At 63.3% G+C, this 17,877-nt stretch carries 16 protein-coding genes; 4 read left to right on the top strand and 12 right to left on the bottom strand.

The window, feature by feature from the left end:
• Positions 1 to 65 precede the first annotated feature (65 nt).
• A complete protein-coding gene (locus I6L33_RS04200; protein WP_201971886.1) occupies positions 66 to 443 on the bottom strand; it encodes a VOC family protein in 378 nt (125 codons plus the stop codon).
• 66 nt (positions 444 to 509) lie between these two features.
• Positions 510 to 1,214, bottom strand: coding sequence for a YafY family protein (locus I6L33_RS04195; protein WP_216973608.1), 705 nt, complete (start codon positions 1,212 to 1,214; stop codon positions 510 to 512).
• Between the two features lie 236 nt (positions 1,215 to 1,450).
• On the opposite strand from I6L33_RS04195, the gene I6L33_RS04190 reads away from it, so the two are divergent.
• Entirely contained in the window at positions 1,451 to 1,864 is a 414-nt protein-coding gene (locus I6L33_RS04190; protein ID WP_010635612.1) for an Hsp20 family protein, read from the top strand.
• 92 nt (positions 1,865 to 1,956) lie between these two features.
• On the top strand, positions 1,957 to 2,397 hold the full coding sequence (locus tag I6L33_RS04185; RefSeq protein ID WP_216973607.1) for an Hsp20 family protein: 441 nt from the start codon (positions 1,957 to 1,959) through the stop codon (positions 2,395 to 2,397).
• A gap of 73 nt (positions 2,398 to 2,470) precedes the next feature.
• On the opposite strand, the gene I6L33_RS04180 is transcribed toward I6L33_RS04185, so the two are convergent.
• Positions 2,471 to 3,721, bottom strand: coding sequence for a valine--pyruvate transaminase (locus tag I6L33_RS04180; protein ID WP_216973606.1), 1,251 nt, complete (start codon positions 3,719 to 3,721; stop codon positions 2,471 to 2,473).
• Positions 3,722 to 4,003: 282 nt separating this feature from the next.
• On the opposite strand from I6L33_RS04180, the gene I6L33_RS04175 reads away from it, so the two are divergent.
• A complete protein-coding gene (locus I6L33_RS04175) occupies positions 4,004 to 4,237 on the top strand; it encodes a hypothetical protein (RefSeq protein WP_005307116.1) in 234 nt (77 codons plus the stop codon).
• Here the strand turns inward: I6L33_RS04175 and I6L33_RS04170 are convergent.
• Positions 4,167 to 4,991, bottom strand: coding sequence for a helix-turn-helix domain-containing protein (locus I6L33_RS04170; protein WP_017785134.1), 825 nt, complete (start codon positions 4,989 to 4,991; stop codon positions 4,167 to 4,169). The genes I6L33_RS04175 and I6L33_RS04170 overlap by 71 nt on opposite strands.
• 92 nt (positions 4,992 to 5,083) lie before the next feature.
• Here I6L33_RS04170 and I6L33_RS04165 point away from each other — a divergent pair, with 92 nt between their 5' ends.
• On the top strand, positions 5,084 to 6,211 hold the full coding sequence (locus I6L33_RS04165) for a multidrug effflux MFS transporter (protein ID WP_201971890.1): 1,128 nt from the start codon (positions 5,084 to 5,086) through the stop codon (positions 6,209 to 6,211).
• A gap of 4 nt (positions 6,212 to 6,215) precedes the next feature.
• Here the strand turns inward: I6L33_RS04165 and I6L33_RS04160 are convergent, their stop codons facing one another.
• From I6L33_RS04160 to I6L33_RS04125, 8 genes are all read right to left on the bottom strand, one after another.
• Positions 6,216 to 6,899, bottom strand: a complete 684-nt coding sequence (locus tag I6L33_RS04160) for a response regulator (RefSeq protein ID WP_017766638.1) — start codon at positions 6,897 to 6,899, stop codon at positions 6,216 to 6,218.
• 38 nt (positions 6,900 to 6,937) lie between these two features.
• Complete coding sequence (locus I6L33_RS04155; RefSeq protein WP_201971891.1) at positions 6,938 to 9,526, bottom strand: sensor histidine kinase KdpD; 2,589 nt, start codon at positions 9,524 to 9,526, stop codon at positions 6,938 to 6,940.
• Positions 9,527 to 9,628: 102 nt separating this feature from the next.
• A complete protein-coding gene (locus I6L33_RS04150) occupies positions 9,629 to 10,156 on the bottom strand; it encodes a potassium-transporting ATPase subunit C (protein WP_005307109.1) in 528 nt (175 codons plus the stop codon).
• Positions 10,157 to 10,314: 158 nt separating this feature from the next.
• Entirely contained in the window at positions 10,315 to 12,372 is a 2,058-nt protein-coding gene (kdpB, locus tag I6L33_RS04145) for a potassium-transporting ATPase subunit KdpB (protein ID WP_201971892.1), read from the bottom strand.
• A 55-nt stretch (positions 12,373 to 12,427) separates the two neighbouring features.
• Positions 12,428 to 14,122, bottom strand: a complete 1,695-nt coding sequence (gene kdpA / locus I6L33_RS04140; RefSeq protein WP_201971893.1) for a potassium-transporting ATPase subunit KdpA — start codon at positions 14,120 to 14,122, stop codon at positions 12,428 to 12,430.
• A 10-nt stretch (positions 14,123 to 14,132) separates the two neighbouring features.
• Positions 14,133 to 14,417, bottom strand: a complete 285-nt coding sequence (locus I6L33_RS21995) for a hypothetical protein (protein ID WP_231570680.1) — start codon at positions 14,415 to 14,417, stop codon at positions 14,133 to 14,135.
• Positions 14,418 to 14,423: 6 nt separating this feature from the next.
• A complete protein-coding gene (gene gorA / locus I6L33_RS04130; RefSeq protein WP_042051604.1) occupies positions 14,424 to 15,773 on the bottom strand; it encodes a glutathione-disulfide reductase in 1,350 nt (449 codons plus the stop codon).
• A 76-nt stretch (positions 15,774 to 15,849) separates the two neighbouring features.
• Positions 15,850 to 17,817 (bottom strand): ATP-binding protein, encoded by a 1,968-nt coding sequence (locus tag I6L33_RS04125; RefSeq protein ID WP_185450505.1) that lies wholly within the window; start codon positions 17,815 to 17,817, stop codon positions 15,850 to 15,852.
• Between the last annotated feature and the right edge of the window lie 60 nt (positions 17,818 to 17,877).

Raw genomic sequence — 17,877 nt, 5'->3', positions numbered from 1 at the left:
TGTGAGCGGCTTTTTGTTTTTCTGGCGGAGGAGGTGGCACGTTCCACGTGAAACATTGAACCCGATTAACCCAGCTCAGGTGCAGGGCAGTAGAGGCGCAGACGATGGCCGTCCGGATCGAGGGCCATACAGGTGTAGCCAAACTCCATCCGGGTCGGTGCCTGGATCAGGGTGAGCCCGCGCGCCTGCCACTCCGCAGACTGGCGATCGACGGCGGCATCATCGGGGAGGGCGAAGGCCAGCTCCATGGCCCCGGCAGTTTGGGTCACGGCGGGGTCGACCGTGGCGCTGGACCAGAGTGCCAGCCTGGCGCCTGACTCGAACACGAACATGGTAAAGGTGGGGGACTCTTCTACCGGTGGGCGGCCGAACAGCTCGCGGTAAAAGAGGGCGCTGCGGGTCGGGTTGGCAACGTAGAGGATGGTGAACTGGGGGACTAACATGGTGATGCTCCTTGCTGATGAGATGGCGCATCGGCGCCGACCCCATCAGCATGGCGCCGCCTGCTGTCAGTTTCTGTCAGCAATGAATCTGGGTTGCGGGATCTGCTGGCTGGCGCGCCACTCCTTGAGCAACCGTTCCCGATTGCCAGGATAAGGTTCCGCCTCCAGCCGCATCGCGCTGATCCTGTCCACCCGAAAGTGGCGAAAGCCCTGGCGCAGCTCGCACCAGGCCACCAGTATCCGCACCTGGTCGAAGTAGCCGAGGGCACAGGGCCAGACGGTGCGCTCCGAACTCGCTTCCTTGAGATCCCGATAGCTCATGGTCACCTTGCGCTGCTGGCGGATGGCGCTGCGCAGCGGAGCCTCATCGACGGGGCTGTCACCGCGAGCGGTGCCGATCAGCAGGGCATTGGCATGCAGCTGTTGGCGGTAGTCGGCGGGTAGCACGGCCTCTATCTTGGCCAGCGCGCTGCTGGCGGCTGTGCTGAGGGCATGATCGGCATGGGCCGCCACCCAGCGTGAGCCCAGTACCAGCGCATCCAGCTCCTCTTCGCTGAACATCAGCGGCGGCAGCATGAAGCCGGGGCGCAGCACATAGCCGATACCCGCTTCCCCCTCGATGTGGGCGCCCTGTGCCTGCAGGGTGGCGATATCCCGATAGAGGGTGCGCAGACTGATGCCAAGCTGGCTGGCCAGCTCGCTGCCGGTGATGGCGTAGCGGTGGCCGCGCAGCAGTTGCAGCAGGGCCAGCAGGCGTTCGGAACGGGACATGATGTGACTCCTCAAGATCTCCGCTCAGGGTGCCATGTTTGTGACTGGGGGAGGAAGCCCAATAAGGAAAAAGCCAGCAAATGGGCGGAGAGAAGATTTTTCGATCAGAGCCCTTGAAAGCCGAAAGCGGGCCTCTATATAGATAACAAGGCCGGAACGCTCGACAGAGGTTTCGACCAGGCGCCCGTCCATCAGGAGGGCAAACAATCGGTTATCGCTCAAAAGAGGATAATACTATGCGTTCTATCGACTTTTCTCCGCTCTATCGTTCTGCCATCGGTTTCGATCGTCTGGCCAATCTCATCGAATCTGCCGCCAGCAATGGCAATGCCGGTTACCCCCCCTACAACATCGAGCAACTGGGTGACAGCGACTACCGCATCAGCATGGCAGTGGCGGGCTTTACCCAGGAAGAGCTGGAGCTGAGCTTCCAGGAAAATCTGCTGACGGTGAAGGGCAACAAGCAGGCCGATACCGAGCGTAACTACCTCTATCAAGGCATAGCAGAACGCGGCTTCGAGCGTCGCTTCCAGCTGGCCGACTATGTGCGGGTGAAGGGGGCCGACCTGAAGAACGGTCTGCTGCACATCGACCTGGTGCGCGAAGTGCCCGAGGCGATGAAGCCCCGCAAGATCGAGATCAACGGCTGACAGTCTGACCTCGTTGCATTGTTGATGTTTCCCGGGTGCCGATGACGGGCCCGTGGAGAGTAAACCCTGTTGCTTTATAGAAGGATAGGATCATGCGTAACCTCGATTTTTCTCATCTCTATTCCAATGCCGTCGGCTTCGAGCGGATGGCACGTGAGCTGGAAGGCCTGTTCGATCAGAAGACCGCCGCTTACCCCCCGTACAACATCGAAAAGCGCGATCACGACGGCTATCGCATCACGGTTGCCGTGGCAGGTTTCGAGCGCAATGAGCTGGAGCTGGAGACCGAAAACGGCACCCTCAAGGTGAAGGGGCGCAAGGTCGCCTCCATGGGCGAGCGCCAGTTCCTCCATCAGGGGATCGCCGAGCGGGACTTCGAGCTCGCCTTCAAGCTGAGCCAGCACGTGGAAGTGCAGGGTGCCAAGCTGGAGCATGGTCTGCTGACGATAGAGCTGGCGCGCGAGCTGCCGGAGGCGCTCAAGCCCCGCGCCATCCCCATCGGCAAACCCGAGCAGCTGGCGCTGCCCGGCTAAACAGTACCGCTGACCAGCTGATAGAAGAGAGGCCTGCATTGCAGGCCTCTCTGTTTTTGTATCGCCGGGCGGATTAGCTGGCGTAGAGGGCGTTGATCTCGTCGGCCAGGATGGCGATGCCGCGCTGCACCAGCTCCTCGCTCTGGGAGTAGTTGAGGCGGATGCACTCCCGGCTGTGACGCCACTCCGGGTCATCGATGCCGGGGAAGAAGTAGTGGCCCGGCACGATCAGCAGGTTCTTCGCCTTCAGTCGCTCGTATAGTGCTTGGCAGTGGATCGGTAGGTCTTCGAACCAGAGCCAGAGGAAGAGGGCACCTTCCGGCTTGTGGATATGGAAGCGCGGATCGGGGATCGCCTCGCGCAGCAGCTGCACCGCCAGCTCCGCCTTCTGCCGATAGAAGGGTTTCACCACCTGTTCGCTGAGGGCGATGATCTCGCCGCTCTCGATCATCGGAATGGTGATGGCTGGGCCCAGACTGCCCGGTGCCAGATTGATGATACCGCTTAGGTTGGTGATGGCCTGAATGATCTTCTCGTCGGCGATGACGATGCCGCAGCGGGTGCCCGGCAACCCCAGCTTGGAGAGGCTCATGCAGAGGATGGTGTTGGCGTTCCAGAACGGCTTGGCCTCGCTGAAGATGATGCCAGGGAAGGGGACGCCGTAGGCGTTGTCGATCAGCAGCGGAATACCCTTGTCGCGGGCGATCTGATCGAGGTGCTCGATCTCTTCATCGGTCAGCACGTTGCCGGTCGGGTTGGTCGGCCGGGAGACGCAGATCACCCCGATGTCATCACCCACCTGCAGGCTCTCGAAGTCCACGTGGTACTTGAACTGGCCGTCGGGCAGTTTCTCGATGGTGGGTTTGTAGGCCACGAAGTAGTCGTCCGCCAGAGCCGAGTCGGCATAACCGATGTACTCGGGGGCGAGCGGGAACAGTACCTTCTTCTTGCGGCCATCGGCAAATTCGCCCGCCAGCAGGTTGAACAGATAGAAGAAGGCGTTCTGGCTGCCGTTGGTCAGGGCGATGTTGCGGGCGGAGATCTCCCAGCCCAGCTCCTTGCTGAGCAGGGCCGCCAGCGCCTTGGTGAACCTGTCCTTGCCCTGGGGGCCATCGTAGTTGGCCATCGCCTTCACCAGCTCGCCGTTGTCGAGCAGGCTCTTGGCCTCGGCCTGAAAGCGTTCCAGCATGGCGGGGATGGGGGCTGGGTTGCCGCCACCCAGCATGATGGCGTCCGGATTGGTCAGCCCCTGATTAAGGTCATCCATGAGTTGGGTAATACCGGCATGGCGAGTGAACTTCTCGCCGAACAAGGAAAATTCCATTCGGTGACAGATCCAGAGTCAGTTACGGGGGAGCTAGCACCATAGCTCAGTTTAAAAGCGGGTGTCGATCAAAAAAATGGGACGTTCCACGTGGAACAGCAGGCAAAATCTAGTGTGGTGAAAATAACCACTTGTTGGTTCAACCCTGACCACAGGGTGTTTTCCAACTGGAGCTATTTATTATCTAAAAACAATTAATTTAAACAAAATCATGCTGTTATAGATGTGGCACGACAATTGGAATAGTTATCTGGTCATCTCAACCACACCGGAGCACACCAGATGAAAATCCTGATCGCAACCTTGATTGCCAGCAGCCTGAGCCTGAACGTCATGGCCGACGAATACCCCAGACCCGAACTGGACAGCGTCAAGCTGGAGCAGGAAATATTGGCCCAGCAGCAGCAGGCCTCCCATGCCGTGGTGGCGGAAGCCATTCACAACCTCAAGCCGCTGGCGCTGGATACCCTGGTGGTGGAGGCGAGCTCGGCCGATGCGACTCACCCCGAGAGTTGAGATAGCGCAAGGGGGTCTGCCCCGTATGTTGCCTGAAGAAGGCGATGAAGGCGCTGTCGCTGGCGAACTCCAGCGCAGCCGCCACCCGGCTGATGGGCTCGTCTTCGGCCAGCAGCTCCAGCGCCCGCAGCAGTCGCCACTGCTGACGCCAGGCCTGGTAGCTCATGCCGGTCTCCCGCATGAAGATGCGGCCTATGGTCTTGTCACTGGCACCCACCCGTTCGGCCAGCCGGTTGAGCCGATCGGGCAGGGCATCGCCCTGTTTCACCTCCTGCAGCCAGCCCGCCAGACGCACGTCTGACGGCAGCGGCAACTGCCAGGATTCCCGCGGCGCTTGCGCCAGCTCCTCTTTCAATAATGCCAGTGTGCAGGTCTGCTCTGCCTCCGGTTTGTCCCACGGCCAGAGCGCCATCCGTTCGATGATCTCCCGCAGCAGCGGGTTGACCGCCAGCACCGCCATCTCGGCCGGCAAGCAGGGTTCGGTTGTGAAATAGAGGGAGCGATAAGCCACCACCCCGCGCATCAGCACCCGATGGGGCAGACCCGCCGGCAACCAGGCGGCCCGCGTCGGCGGCAGCAGGCAGACCTGATCGTCCAGCTCTATGGTCATGCAGCCGGCCTGGGCGAACAGCAGCTGATGGCGCCTGTGCTGGTGGCGGCCAGAGTCGTGCCAGCCGAGGGCGGCGGCGATACCGATGGCACTGCCGTCGTGCTGGTCAGGATCAAAAGGGTGATCGGGAAGAATAAAGGCCATGTGTCCGATTATTGATGTTTATAGTCTCGCTTATTGTAATCGGACAATCGGCGTCACTCTAGAATGACGGCCTCTAGTGAAGGAGGTTTGTCATGAACAACAAGTTGCCACCGCTCTGGCTGGTGGTCGGGCTGATGATGTTTCCCCAGATAGTGGAGACCATCTACAGCCCGGTGCTGACCCATATCGCCACTGAGTTTCGGGTGAGCGAGGGGCAGGCATCCCAGACCCTGTCGGTCTATTTTCTGGCGTTTGCGGCGGGCGTGGTGTGCTGGGGCAGACTGTGCGATCTCATCGGGCGGCGTCCCGCCATGCTGGCGGGGTTGCTGACCTATGGCGCCGGAACCCTGCTGGCGTTGCTGGCCACTGAGTTTGAAACCCTGCTGCTGGCCCGGGTCATTGCGGCCTTCGGTGCCGCCGTGGGCTCAGTGGTGACCCAGACCATGCTGCGCGACAGCTATCAGGGCAGCGATCTGGCGCGGGTCTTCTCGGTGATGGGCATAGCGCTCTCCCTGAGCCCGGTGCTGGGGCTGGTGAGCGGCGGCCTGCTGGCCGATGGTTTTGGTTATCTCGGGGTATTTGGCGCCCTGCTGGCGCTGGCAGTCGGCTTGTTGCTGATGGCCTGCCGGCAGTTGCCGGAAACCCGGCCGATCACCACCCAGCGAGTGGCACTCTGGCCGCTGGCATGCCGGATGGTGCGTGATACCGGCTTGTGGCGCAGCGCCGCTCTGGTGGCGCTGTTCAACACCATGCTGTTCGGCTACTACAGTCTGGCGCCATTTCTGTTTGCCGGGCTGGGTCTGAGCGCGGGTGAGTTTGGTTACTCCGGTATTGTGCTGGCACTGGCGACCCTGGGGGGCAGTTTGCTCAACAAGCGTCTGCTGGGGCTTGGCTGGTCGCCTGCCTCGCTGATCCGGCTTGCCGCCTTGTTGGCACTGGGCTCGGGTTGGCTGGTGTGGGCCAGCCAGGCTTCACTCTGGTTTCTGCTGCCCATGATGGGGGTGGTGGTAGCATTCGGGCTGGCTATCCCCAATGTGCTGAGCCAGGCGCTGCTGGCCTATCGGGAGGTGGCGGGCAGTGCCGGCGCTCTGTTCGGGCTCGGTTACTACCTGCTGCTCAGCCTGGGGTTGGCGGTTGCAGCCAGCTTGCAGGATCTCGGTCTGCTGCTCGGTGGTTGCGGTCTGTTGGCCCTGTGTTGTTGCTGGCGTCGTTCCACGTGAAACATCAGCTGCCGATAAAACGGTAGCCGATGCCGGATTCGGTCTCGATAAGGGCGGGGTCTTGAGGGTTATCCCCCAGCTTCTTGCGCAGGCTGGCGATGACGATGCGCAGGTAGTGGGTGTCCTCCTTGTGGCTCGGCCCCCAGATGTCGTTGAGCAGCTGGGTCTGCAGCACCAGCTTGCCGGGGTGGCACACCAGCGCCTGCAGCAGGGCGAACTCCTTGCGGGAAAGGGCCACCTCTTCCTCCCCCAGGGTGACCCTGTGGCTGCTGCTGTCCAGGGTCAGCCCGCACTGGGGGAAGTGGCGCTGCTCGCCACTACTGACCCCGGCCCGCTGGCGCAGCAGCACCCGGATACGGGCCATCATTTCACCGACGCCGAACGGCTTGCTCATGTAGTCATTGGCTCCGGCATCCAGCAGGCGCACCTTCTCCTGCTCCGAGTCCCGCGCCGACAGCACCAGTACCGGATGCTGATGGTGTTCGCGAATGGCCTGCAACACCTGAAGGCCATCCCCATCCGGCAGGCCCAGATCCAGGATCACCAGGTCGGGGTTGAGGTGGCGATACTGCGCCAGCCCCTCGTTGACGCCGACCGCCTCGCTGACCTGATGGCCTTCGGCGATCAGGCTGATCCGCAAAAAACGGCGGATGGCCGCCTCGTCGTCGATGACCAGTATGTGAGCCATTCAACCTCCAGCTCGCTGATGAAAAAGGGCGGCGACCATCAGGCCGCCGGAGCATTGAGGGCCAGCGGCAGGGAGATGCGCATGCAGGTACCGTTGCCGTTGGGGCCGGAAAAGGCCCAGATGCGGCCCCCATGGACCTCTATCATAGCGCGGGAAATGGCGAGGCCAAGCCCGGTACCACGGCTGCCGCAATCACCAACCGGCTGGGTGTAGAAGAGGTTGAAGATCTTGTCTCGGTCCGACTCGGCGATACCGACCCCGATATCTATGATGTCGATGATGAGGTCGGGGTCCGCCAGCATCACCTTGAACTCGATGGGGGTGCCGGCCGGCGAGTAGCGGGAGGCGTTGTCGAGGATGTTGACCAGCACCTGCTCGATCAGGGCACCGTGCACATAGAGCCGGGGGGTCTGCTGATCGAAGTGCACCAGCAGCTTGTGCTGGCGCCAGGAAGAGTCGAGCCGGCGGCGGGCATTCTCCACCAGATCCGCCAGATCGACCCAGTCCCGTTTCAGCTGGAAGTCGGGTGAGCCGATGCGGGTCATGTCCAGCAGGTTCTGCACATAGCTGTGCAGGCGGCGCGCCTCCTCCTGTACCGAGTGCAACAGCTCGCTGCGGTCTTCGCTGCTGATCCGGTCACCATATTCCAGCAGGGTGCTGCCGGCCCCCATGATGGTGGCGAGCGGCGTCTTCAAATCGTGGGAGACAGAAGAGAGCAGGGCGGCGCGCATCCGGTCGGTCTCTGCCTGCAGCTGGCTGTCGGCCAGCCGCTCGTTGAGGTCGATCCGTGCCAGGGCGGCGCGGATATCGGTGAGCAGCGCCTGCAGCTGATGCTCGGCCGAGGAGGCGAGCGGATTGGCCAGCAGTATGCCCAGCACCAGGTCATCGCTGAGGTGATGGTACTGGGCCTCGGCCGCGTTGAGGGTGGCGGTGTGGGCGCCAGCGCTCTGCTTCTGGGCCAGACACCAGTCGATGGCCGCCTTGTCGGTCTGCCCCGGCTTGTGCTCGGTCGAGCCGGCCCAGTACTGGTAGTGCCGATCGAGGGCAAACACCGGCTGGCCCAGTGCCAGCGAGATGGCCTGGCTCCCTTGCCTGAGCACCTCGACCGGGCTGCTGGCGGTGGCCAGCCCCTGGCTCAGGGAGAGCAGGGCGTTGCCCAGCTGCTGGGTCTCGCGCAGGCCGACCAGCTGCTGGCGCTGACGGGAGGCGAGCCGCCCGGCCGTGATGCCGACGATCAGCAGCACGAACAGGGTGAGCAGGTCGCTGTGGCTGGCGACGCTGAGGGAGAAGTAGGGGACGGTGAACAACAGGTTGTGGCCGACGAAGCCCAGCACGGCGGCCAGGATGGCGGGCACCAGGCTGGTGGTGAGCGCGGTGGCCAGTACCCCCAGCACGAACAGCATGGGCAGGGAGGCGGGCGGCAGCCAGTGGGATAGCCCCCAAACGGCGGCCGAGGTGGTCCCCATGATGGCCACCGCCAGCAGGCTCTGGCGAATGTCCTTGGGGTGAAGCGGCTGCCAGTTCAGGCCGGGTTTGCGCTTCTCTGTGTCCACCAGGGTGATCTCGAGCCCCTGTGCCTGCCTGAGCAGATGCTGCACCAGGGAGCGGCGCCACGGTGCCTTGTGGGGCTTGCCCAGCAGCAGTTGCGACACCTGCTGCTGTTCGGCCGTCTCCAGCAGGGCGTCGGCCACCGCCGGGCTGGAGAGGGTCAGCACCTTGGCTCCCAGCTGGGAGGCGAGCGCCAGCGCCTGCTCCTGCTCGGCGGAACGCTGCCCCTTGCTGTCGACGTGCACCACCAGCCAGGGCAGCTGACGGCGCTGGGCGAAGCGGTGGCCGTAGCGCACCAGGGCGGCGCCGTGCTCGTCGCCGAGGCAGACCATCAGCTTGCCCCGCAGAGGCAGCGTGGTCTTGCCGGCCGCCTGCCACTGCAGTTGCAGATCCCCCTCCACGTGGCTGGCGGCGGTCTGCATCGCCAGTTCGCGCAGGGCGGTCAGGTTGTTGAGGGAGAAGAAGGACTGCAGGGCGGCCTTGGCCTGGTGGGGCACATAGACCTTCCCCTCCTTGAGACGGCCGAGCAGCTCCTTGGGGGGCAGGTCGATCAGCACCAGGCTGTCGGCCTCCAGCAGCACCTGGTCGGGCAGGGTCTCCTTGACCCTGACCCCGGTCAGCTGCCACACCAGATCGTTGAGGCTCTCCAGGTGTTGCACGTTGAGGGTGGTGTAGACGTCGATGCCGGCCCCGAGCAGCTCCTCCACATCCTGCCAGCGCTTCTCGTGGCGGCTGCCGGGGGCGTTGCTGTGGGCCAGCTCGTCCACCACGGCGATGGCGGGTTTGCGGGTCAGCAGGCCGTCCAGATCCATCTCCTCCAGCCGCTGCTGGCGGTGCAGGTGCAGCTTGCGCGGCTGGATGGCGAGCTTGTCGAGCAGGGCCAGGGTCTCCTGGCGGCCGTGGGTCTCCACCACCCCGATCAGGATGTCGACTCCCTCTCTGGCCTGCTCTCGCACCGCCTGCAGCATGGCGTAGGTCTTGCCGACGCCGGGGGCGGCACCGAGAAACACCTTCAGCTTGCCCCTGTGCTCCTGTTCCAGGCTCGCCAGCAGGGCGTCCGCCCTCACTTCATCACGCATCCCCGCGCTCCCGTTGCATCGGCCGAACCGCGGCCGTGACCTCATTGCTCATGCTTGTCCCCGTTGTCGAACGAGAGCCTCCCCGAACGGCAAGGAGCGCCCTCAGGCGCCCTTTTGATGATCGAGTTGCAGGTTCAACTGGAGAATGTTGACCACCTGCGGGCCAAGGATACCAGCTTGTGCCGCCGACTTGACCTGCTCCGTCAGCCGAACGGGATCCAGCCCCCGTTGCCCGGCAACCCGCTCCACCTGAGCCAGCACCGCATCGAGCGGCAGATGGGGATCGAGGCCGGAGGCGGAGCGGGTCAGCAGGGCGGGGACCCTGGCTTCCGGCTGCGCCCTGGCCACCGCTGCGGCAAACTCGGCCCGCAGGGGCGAGCTCATCCCCAGGTTGCTGGCGCCGCCACCTATGGTGGCAAAGTCGCTGGCGGAGGGGCGAGAGTGGAAGTAGTCGGCCCGCTCGAACTTCTGGGCCAGCAGGGCGCTGCCGACCACCTGCTGCTTGTCATTGGTGAGCAGGCTGCCGTTGGCCTGCCAGGGGAAAATAAGCTGGGCCAGCCCGGTGACGGCCAGCGGATAAGCCACCCCCAGCAGCAGGGTCAGGGTCAGCAGGGTTCTGATTGCTATCATGATTTTCTTGCTCCAAATGCGTTGAGTGGATGCGGGTCTGCCCCGCATCCGGTGATGCCGTTACACCAGCCCCAGGCCGGTGATGACCAGGTCGATCAGCTTGATGCCGATGCATGGGTGCACGATCTGGCCGTGGATACCATCGCGCTGCGTTTTCATCACACCAGCCCCAGGCCGGTGATGACCAGGTCGATCAACTTGATTCCGATAAAGGGCACGATCAGACCACCGACACCGTAGAGCAGCAGGTTGCGGCGCAGCAGGCTGGCCGCCGTGCCCTGCAGGCTGACCCCGCGCAGGGCCAGCGGCACCAGCGCGACGATGATCAGGGCGTTGAAGATGATGGCCGACAGGATGGCACTCTCGGGGCTGCCCAGCTGCATCAGGTTCAGCGCCCCCAGCTGTGGATAGGCGGCGATGAACAGGGCCGGCAGGATGGCGAAGTACTTGGCCACGTCGTTGGCGATGGAGAAGGTGGTCAGGGCGCCACGGGTCACCAGCAGCTGCTTGCCTACCAGCACCACGTCCAGCAGCTTGGTGGGGTTGGAGTCGAGATCCACCAGGTTGCCCGCCTCCTTGGCGGCCTGGGTGCCCTCGTTCATGGCCAGCCCCACGTCGGCCTGAGCCAGTGCCGGTGCGTCGTTGGCGCCGTCCCCGCACATGGCCACCAGCCGGCCGTCGGCCTGCTCCTGGCGGATGTAGGCCAGCTTCTTCTCCGGTGTCGCCTCGGCGATGAAGTCGTCCACCCCGGCCTCGGCGGCGATGGCGGCGGCGGTCAGCGGGTTGTCGCCGGTGATCATCACGGTGCGGATCCCCATGTGGCGCAGGATCTGGAAGCGGGCCTTGATGCCCGGCTTGATGATGTCCTTGAGGAACACCACCCCCAGCAGCTTCTCGTGGGTGCAGACCAGCAGCGGGGTGCCGCCCTGGCGAGCTATGCTGTCCACCGACTTGAGGATGGGCTCGGGCACAGCCTTGCGATCGAGGGAGAGGTAGCGCAGCACGGCATCCACCGCCCCCTTGCGATAGTGATGACCGTTGCGATCCAGCCCGCTCAGCCGGGTCTCGGCGCTGAAGGGGATGATGATGTCGCTCTCCAGCTGGCTCGGTCTGGTGTGGCTCTTGCCCGCCAGGGTCAGGATGGATTTACCCTCCGGCGTGTTGTCACCGAGCGAGGCCAGCATGGCGGCCTGGGCCAGCAGGGCCGGATCGATACCGGGGGCCGGGATCAGTTCATCCGCCATCCGGTTGCCGAAGGTGATGGTGCCGGTCTTGTCCAGTAGCAGGGTGCGCACGTCGCCGGCGGCCTCCACCGCCCGGCCGGACTTGGCGATCACGTTGAGCTTCACCAGCCGGTCCATGCCGGCGATGCCGATGGCGGAGAGCAGACCACCGATGGTGGTCGGGATCAGGGTGATGAACAGCGCCAGCAGGTAGAGCCGGGGCACCTGGGTGCCGTTGTAGTCGAGGAACCAGGGCAGGGTGGCCACCACCAGCAGGAAGATCAGGGTCAGTCCCACCAGCAGGGCATCCAGCGCCATCTCGTTGGGGGTCTTCTGGCGCTTGGCCCCTTCCACCAGCGCAATCATCCGATCCAGGGTGCTTTCACCCGGATTGTTGCTGATGCGCACCCAGATCTCGTCGGAGACGACGGTGGTGTTGCCGGTCACGCCGCTGCGATCGGTGCCCGACTCGCGGATGACGGGAGCGGATTCACCCGTGATGGCGGCCTCGTTGACCGAGGCGATGCCGGCGACCACTTCGCCGTCGGCGGGGATCATCTCGCCGCTGCGCACCAGCACCAGATCGCCCTTGCGCAGGCTGGTGGCCGGCACCCACTCCCCCTTGTCATCCTGCGGATGGGTGACCCGGCGCGCCCTGAGCTGGCTCATGCCCGCCTTCAGGCTGTCGGCCCGCGCCTTGCCGCGCCCCTCGGCCAGGGTCTCGGCGAAGTTGGCAAACCAGAGGGTGAGCCAGAGCCAGGCAGTCAGCTGCCAGGCCAGCGAAGGGGCAACGCCGGAGAGCGGCAGCCCCAGCAGCGACTCCAGGGTCGCCATCACGGCCGCCAGCCAGAGGGTGAACAGGATGGGGCTACCGAGCAGCGCCCTGGGGTTGAAGCGATAGAGGGCTTCCACCATGGCCTGCATGATCTGTGATTTCTGTTTTTTTCCCTTCACCTTGAGGGTGTCGGTGCTCATTGAAGCGGACTTGCTCATTGGAAAGCTCCCAGCATCGAATAGTTGACCACGGCGATCAGTGAGGTGTGCAGCATCAGAAGGCACCTCCCAGCAGGCTCAGGTGTTCCGCCACCGGACCCAGCGCCAGCACCGGCAGGAAGGAGAGACCCCCCATCAGCAGCACGGTGACGATCAGCAGGGTGATGAAGAGCGGGCCGCTGACGGGGAAGTCCCCCTCGCTTCGCTCCTGGCGCGGGGCGCGGGCCAGCTGGCCGGCGATGGCCAGCACCGGAATGATGTAGCCGAAGCGACCGAGCAGCATGGCCAGCCCGATGGCGATGCACTGCCAGCTGTCGGCGGCGGCCAGGCCGGCGAAGGCGGAGCCATTGTTGCCGGCGGCCGAGGCATAGGCATAGATCAGCCGGGACAGGCCGTGGGGGCCGTCGTGACCGATGACGGTGGCGGAGTCCGGCATCAGCAGGGTGATACCGCCGATCACCAATACTCCGACCGGCATCACCAGCATGCTGGCGACCACCCATTTCATCTCGGTGATGCCGAGCCGTTTGCCCAGATAGGTCGGGGTCCGCCCCACCATCAGGCCGCACAGGAACACGGTCAGCAGCACGAACAGCATCATGCCGTAGATGCCGGAGCCGACCCCGCCGAAGATGACCTCGCCGAGCAGCATGTTGATCATGCCGACCATGCCGCCGAGAGGTGTGAAGCTGTCGTGCATGGCGTTGACCGAGCCGTTGGAGGCGCTGGTGGTCGCCACTTCCCAGATGCTGGAGAGCAGGGGGCCGAAGCGGCTCTCTTTGCCTTCCCAGTTGCCGGCCATGTTGCTGGCGTCAGTGGTGAGCTGGGCGAGGGCAGGGTCCGGTTTCAGCTCCTGGGTGATGGAGACGAAGAGCCCGATCACCATCATCAGGGTCATGGCGACAAGGATGGCGCGGCTGTGGGCCAGATCCTTCACGTAGCGACCCAGGGTGCAGACCATGGCGGCGGCCAGCGTCAGCAGGGCGACCATCTCCAGCCAGTTGGAGAGGGCGGTCGGGTTCTCGAACGGATGGGCCGAGTTGACACCGAAGAAGCCGCCGCCGTTGGAGCCGAGCTGCTTGATGGCGATCTGGGAGGCCGCCGGGCCGAGCGGCAACAGCTGCTCCTGGCCTTCCAGCGCGTGGAACGGCAGGTAGGCCGACAGGCTCTGGGGTACTCCCTGCCAGACCAGCAGCAGCGCCAGGATCAGTGCCATCGGCAGCAGCACGTAGAGGCAGAAGCGCACCAGATCCTGCCAGAAGTTGCCAAGGTGGGTGGTCTGCTGGCGGGCGATGCCGCGGAACAGGGCGATGGCAACGGCGGCGCCGGTGGCGGCGGAGACGAAGTTCTGGGTGGTGAGCCCCACCATCTGGCTGAAGTAGGAGAGGCTGGCCTCGCCGGAGTAGGCCTGCCAGTTGGTGTTGGTCATGAAGCTGACCGCGGTGTTGAAGGCGAGTTGCCAGTTCAGCCCGGGCAGCTGTTGCGGGTTGAGGGGCAGCAGCCCCTGCGCCAGCAGGATCAGGAACAGCAGGCCAAAGCCGGCGCCGTTGAAGGCCAGCAGGCTGAGGGCGTAGGACTTCCAGTCCTGCTCGCGCCCGTCCGTGCCGCAGCAGGCCAGGGTGGCGCGCTCGACGGGAGCCAGCCAGCGACTCTTGCCCTCAAATACCCGATAGAGGTAGTTGCCAAGCAGAGGCGCCGGCAGCAGCACCAGCAGTACGAACGCGACGGGATAGATAATCTCTTGCCACATTTCCGGTTCCTCACTCATGGGTGCGCGCAAGGGCGCGCAGCAGATAGCCCGCGAGGGCGAGGACCAGCAGCAGATATAGCCAATTCATATCGACTCCATTGGTGTAATTGACGACCAAATGGTAGGAATAACCGGCGTAAAGGCGCCATAAAGCCGGATTTGGCAGGCGTAAAATCGGCGTAAAAAAGCAGGTGTGGGCGCTATTTGGGGGAGGGGAAAGATCGAAAAACCCGGCCTGAGCCGGGTTTGGTAGCAAGTGGCTGAGGCTGACCTGATAGTGACAGGCCAGCTTCAAACATGCTTATCGCATGGTCACAAACTCTTCCGCGCTGGTGGGATGAATGGCAACGCAGTTGTCGAAGTCCGCCTTGGTGGCGCCCATCTTCATGGCGACGCCGAATCCCTGCAGGATCTCGTCCATGGCAAAACCGATGCCGTGCAGGCCGACCACCTTCTCTTCCGGCCCGACGCAGACCAGCTTCATCCGGGTAGGCTGGCGATGCTGGGTCAGCGCCGAGTACATGGCGGTGAACTGGCTGCGGTAGACCTTGACCTGATCTTCACCATATTCGGCGACGGCTTCCGGCTCGGTCAGCCCTATGGTGCCGATGGGTGGGTGGCTGAACACCACGGTCGGCACCAGATCGTAGTTGAGGTGCTCGTTCGGCTTGTTGTTGAACAGCCGCTCGGAGAGACGACGGCCCGCCGCAACGGCCACCGGGGTGAGCTGGATGCGGCCGGTGTTGTCACCGACGGCATAGAGGTTGGCGATGGCAGTATTCTGGAACTTGTCGGTCGGGATAAAGCCCTTCTCGTCGAGCGTGATACCGGTGGCGGCCAGGTTGAGGTTGTCGGTGGCCGGGACACGGCCGATGGCCCAGATCAGGCAGTCGACGGTGAGGTGGCGACCATCTTCCAGCTGCAGGGTCAGGCTCTCGTCGGCGTTCTTGACCACGGCTTTCGGAATGGCGTGGGTGTGCAGCTTGGGTCCTTCCTGCGCCATGATCTCCACCAGGGTCTCGTGGATCATGGGGTCGAAGTTGCGCAGCGGTGCGTGCTTGCGCACCACCAGGTGGGTCTCGGAGCCGAGCGCCTGCATCACGCCGGCGATCTCCACCGCGATATAACCGGCACCCACCACGGCAACCCGTTTGGGTTGTTCTTGCAACTCGAAGAAGCCGTCGGAGTCGATGCCCAGCTCGGCACCCGGGATGGCTGGCACTTCGGGGCGGCCGCCGGTGGCGATCAGTATGTGATCGGCGCAGTACTGCTCGCCGTTCACCTCGATGGTGTTGCTGCTGACGAAGCGGGCGAAGCCCTTGATGACAGTGATCTGGTTCTTGCCCAGCACGTTCTGGTAGGACTGATGAATGCGGCCGATATAGGCCTGGCGGGACTCGACCAGCTTGGCCCAGCTGAAGTGGTTGAGAGTGGTGTCGAAGCCGTAGTCGGCGCCATATTTCAGGGCATCGGCGATCTGGCCGGCATACCACATGGCCTTCTTCGGCACGCAGCCGACGTTGACGCAGGTTCCACCCAACTCTTTGGCTTCAATCAGGGCAACTTTCTTACCGTACATGGCAGCCCGGTTGGCCGAGGCGATGCCGCCGCTGCCGCCGCCGATGGCGATATAGTCAAAATGCTGTGCCATTGCGAGGTTCTCCGCTCATTAAGAATGCAATCACAGCATGATGGGGATAAAGCGGCTGGCTCACAAGAGCCAGCACTCAGTTATGTTGGATCGGCAGGCGAATATGGAACTGGGCGCCTTGCTCCGGTTCGCTGATGCAGTTGATGCGGCCGCGCAGCAGCTGCACCACCAGGTTGTAGATGATGTGGGTGCCGAGCCCGCTGCCGCCCTGGCCCCGCTTGGAGGTGACGAAGGGATCGAAGATGCGCGGCAGTATCTCGGGCGGGATGCCGCGGCCGTTGTCGCTGTAGTCGATCAGCAGCTCTTCACCCTGTTGCTCTACCTTGATGGTGATCTTCTTGGGTTTGTCCCAGTTGTCGAAACCGTGGTTGATGGAGTTGAGGATCAGGTTCGAATAGATCTGGGTGAAGCTGCCGGGGAAGGAGAAGATCGACAGCTTGGGATCGCACTGGATATCCACTTCGCACTGGGCCTTCTTCAGCTTGTGACCGAGGGAGACCACCACCTGATGCAGGTTGTCGGCGAGGCTGAAGTTGTAGCGTGCCTCGGACGACTGGTCCACCGCCACCTGCTTGAAGCTGGCGATGAGCTCGGAGGCGCGGCGCAGGTTGCCCTGCAGCAGCTGCATGGATTCATCCAGATTGACGGTGAATTCGGTGAGATAGGAGCGCGACAGCTGCTTGGATTCGATGTGCTGCTTGAAGTCAGCCACCCGCTCCTGCAGGTAGGAGGAGGCGGTCACGCTGATGCCGATGGGGGTGTTGATCTCGTGGGCCACGCCGGCCACCAGGGAACCGAGGGAAGCCATCTTCTCCGACTCCACCAGGGTCTGCTGGGCTTGTTTCAGATCGTCGTAGGCCTTGCCCAGCTGGTCGTTGGCATCGCTCAGGCTGCGGGTACGCTCCACCACCTTGCCCTCCAGCTGTTCGTTGAGCTGGATGATCTCCCGCTCCACCTTCTTGAGGCGGGTGATGTCGTAGCCGAAGCCGATCAGGTATTTGAGGTTGGGCCCTTCATAGAAGGGGGCGAAGGTCCACTGCAGCACCAGCTCGTGGCCCTGCTGGTCATGCATCATGACTTCTTTGTCTTCGATGGAGCCGTGATCGGCCAGGGTGGCCGCCAGCTGGTCGCGCTGCTCCTTGCTGACGAACAGATCCAGCCAGTTGTGCTGCAGTATCTCCTGCTGGTGGTAGCCGGTCAGCAGTATGGCCGCCGGGTTGATGCTGGCGATGTTGAGGTCCGGCTCCATGCAGCAGATGACCATGTTGGCTGAGTTGATCAGGGTGGCGGAGAAGTCCCGCTCCTGCTGCAGCTGTTCGGCGGCCTGATGGCGCGCCGCAAATTCGTCGAGCAGCCGGGTGCGCATCTGGTTGAGGGTGGCGACCAGGGTGTCGAGCTCGTCGGGTTTCTTGCGGGGCAGCTGGCGCCCCTCCAGGGTCAGCTCGTTGGTGAGCCGGTCCAGATTCAACTTCTGGGCGTAGTGGGCGATGCGGTTGAGGTGACGCACCACCAGGTAATAAATGATGATCAGGATGCAAAACGAGACCACCAGGGTCTTGATGGTCTGGCTGACCATGATGAGCACGGATTTTTCGATGAGGCGCTGGTAGATCTGCTCCAGCGAAGCGGCGACGAACAGCTTGCCCACCACCTCGCCCTGATAGGTGAGGTTGAACTCGCGGGAGATGTCGTAGCTTTCCCGTTCCACCCCCTGGGTCAGCAGCGGCACTTCCGAGTTGCCGAGCATCTCCTTCACCATCACGAACTGCATGTTGGGCAGGTTCATGATGCCCTCGATCTGCACCTTCACCTGCTCTTCATCCAGGTTCCACAGGCTGGCGGCGATGGGCTGCAGGAAGGAGGCCTCGATCTGGCCGATGCTGTCCTCGATGACGGCCACGTCCTTGCGGTAATCCCAGGCAAGCTGCAACACCGTAATGATCATCGCCAATACGGTACTGCACACCAGAATGTAGGAGAGCAGGCGGTATGAGAGTCCGTTACGGCCGACGGCCCTAGCGGTCTTGGAGAAGAGTCCTGACATGGCGTCCTTGCGGTCTGGATATATTGCCATTTAGTTTAACTGCTTCATGCACTTATGTCG

Source organism: Aeromonas sp. FDAARGOS 1403 (assembly GCF_019047325.1).
GTDB classification, from domain to species: Bacteria; Pseudomonadota; Gammaproteobacteria; order Enterobacterales; family Aeromonadaceae; genus Aeromonas; species Aeromonas dhakensis.
Note: the sequence above shows the minus strand (reverse complement) of the source record. Positions and strands in the feature narration are given on the sequence as shown.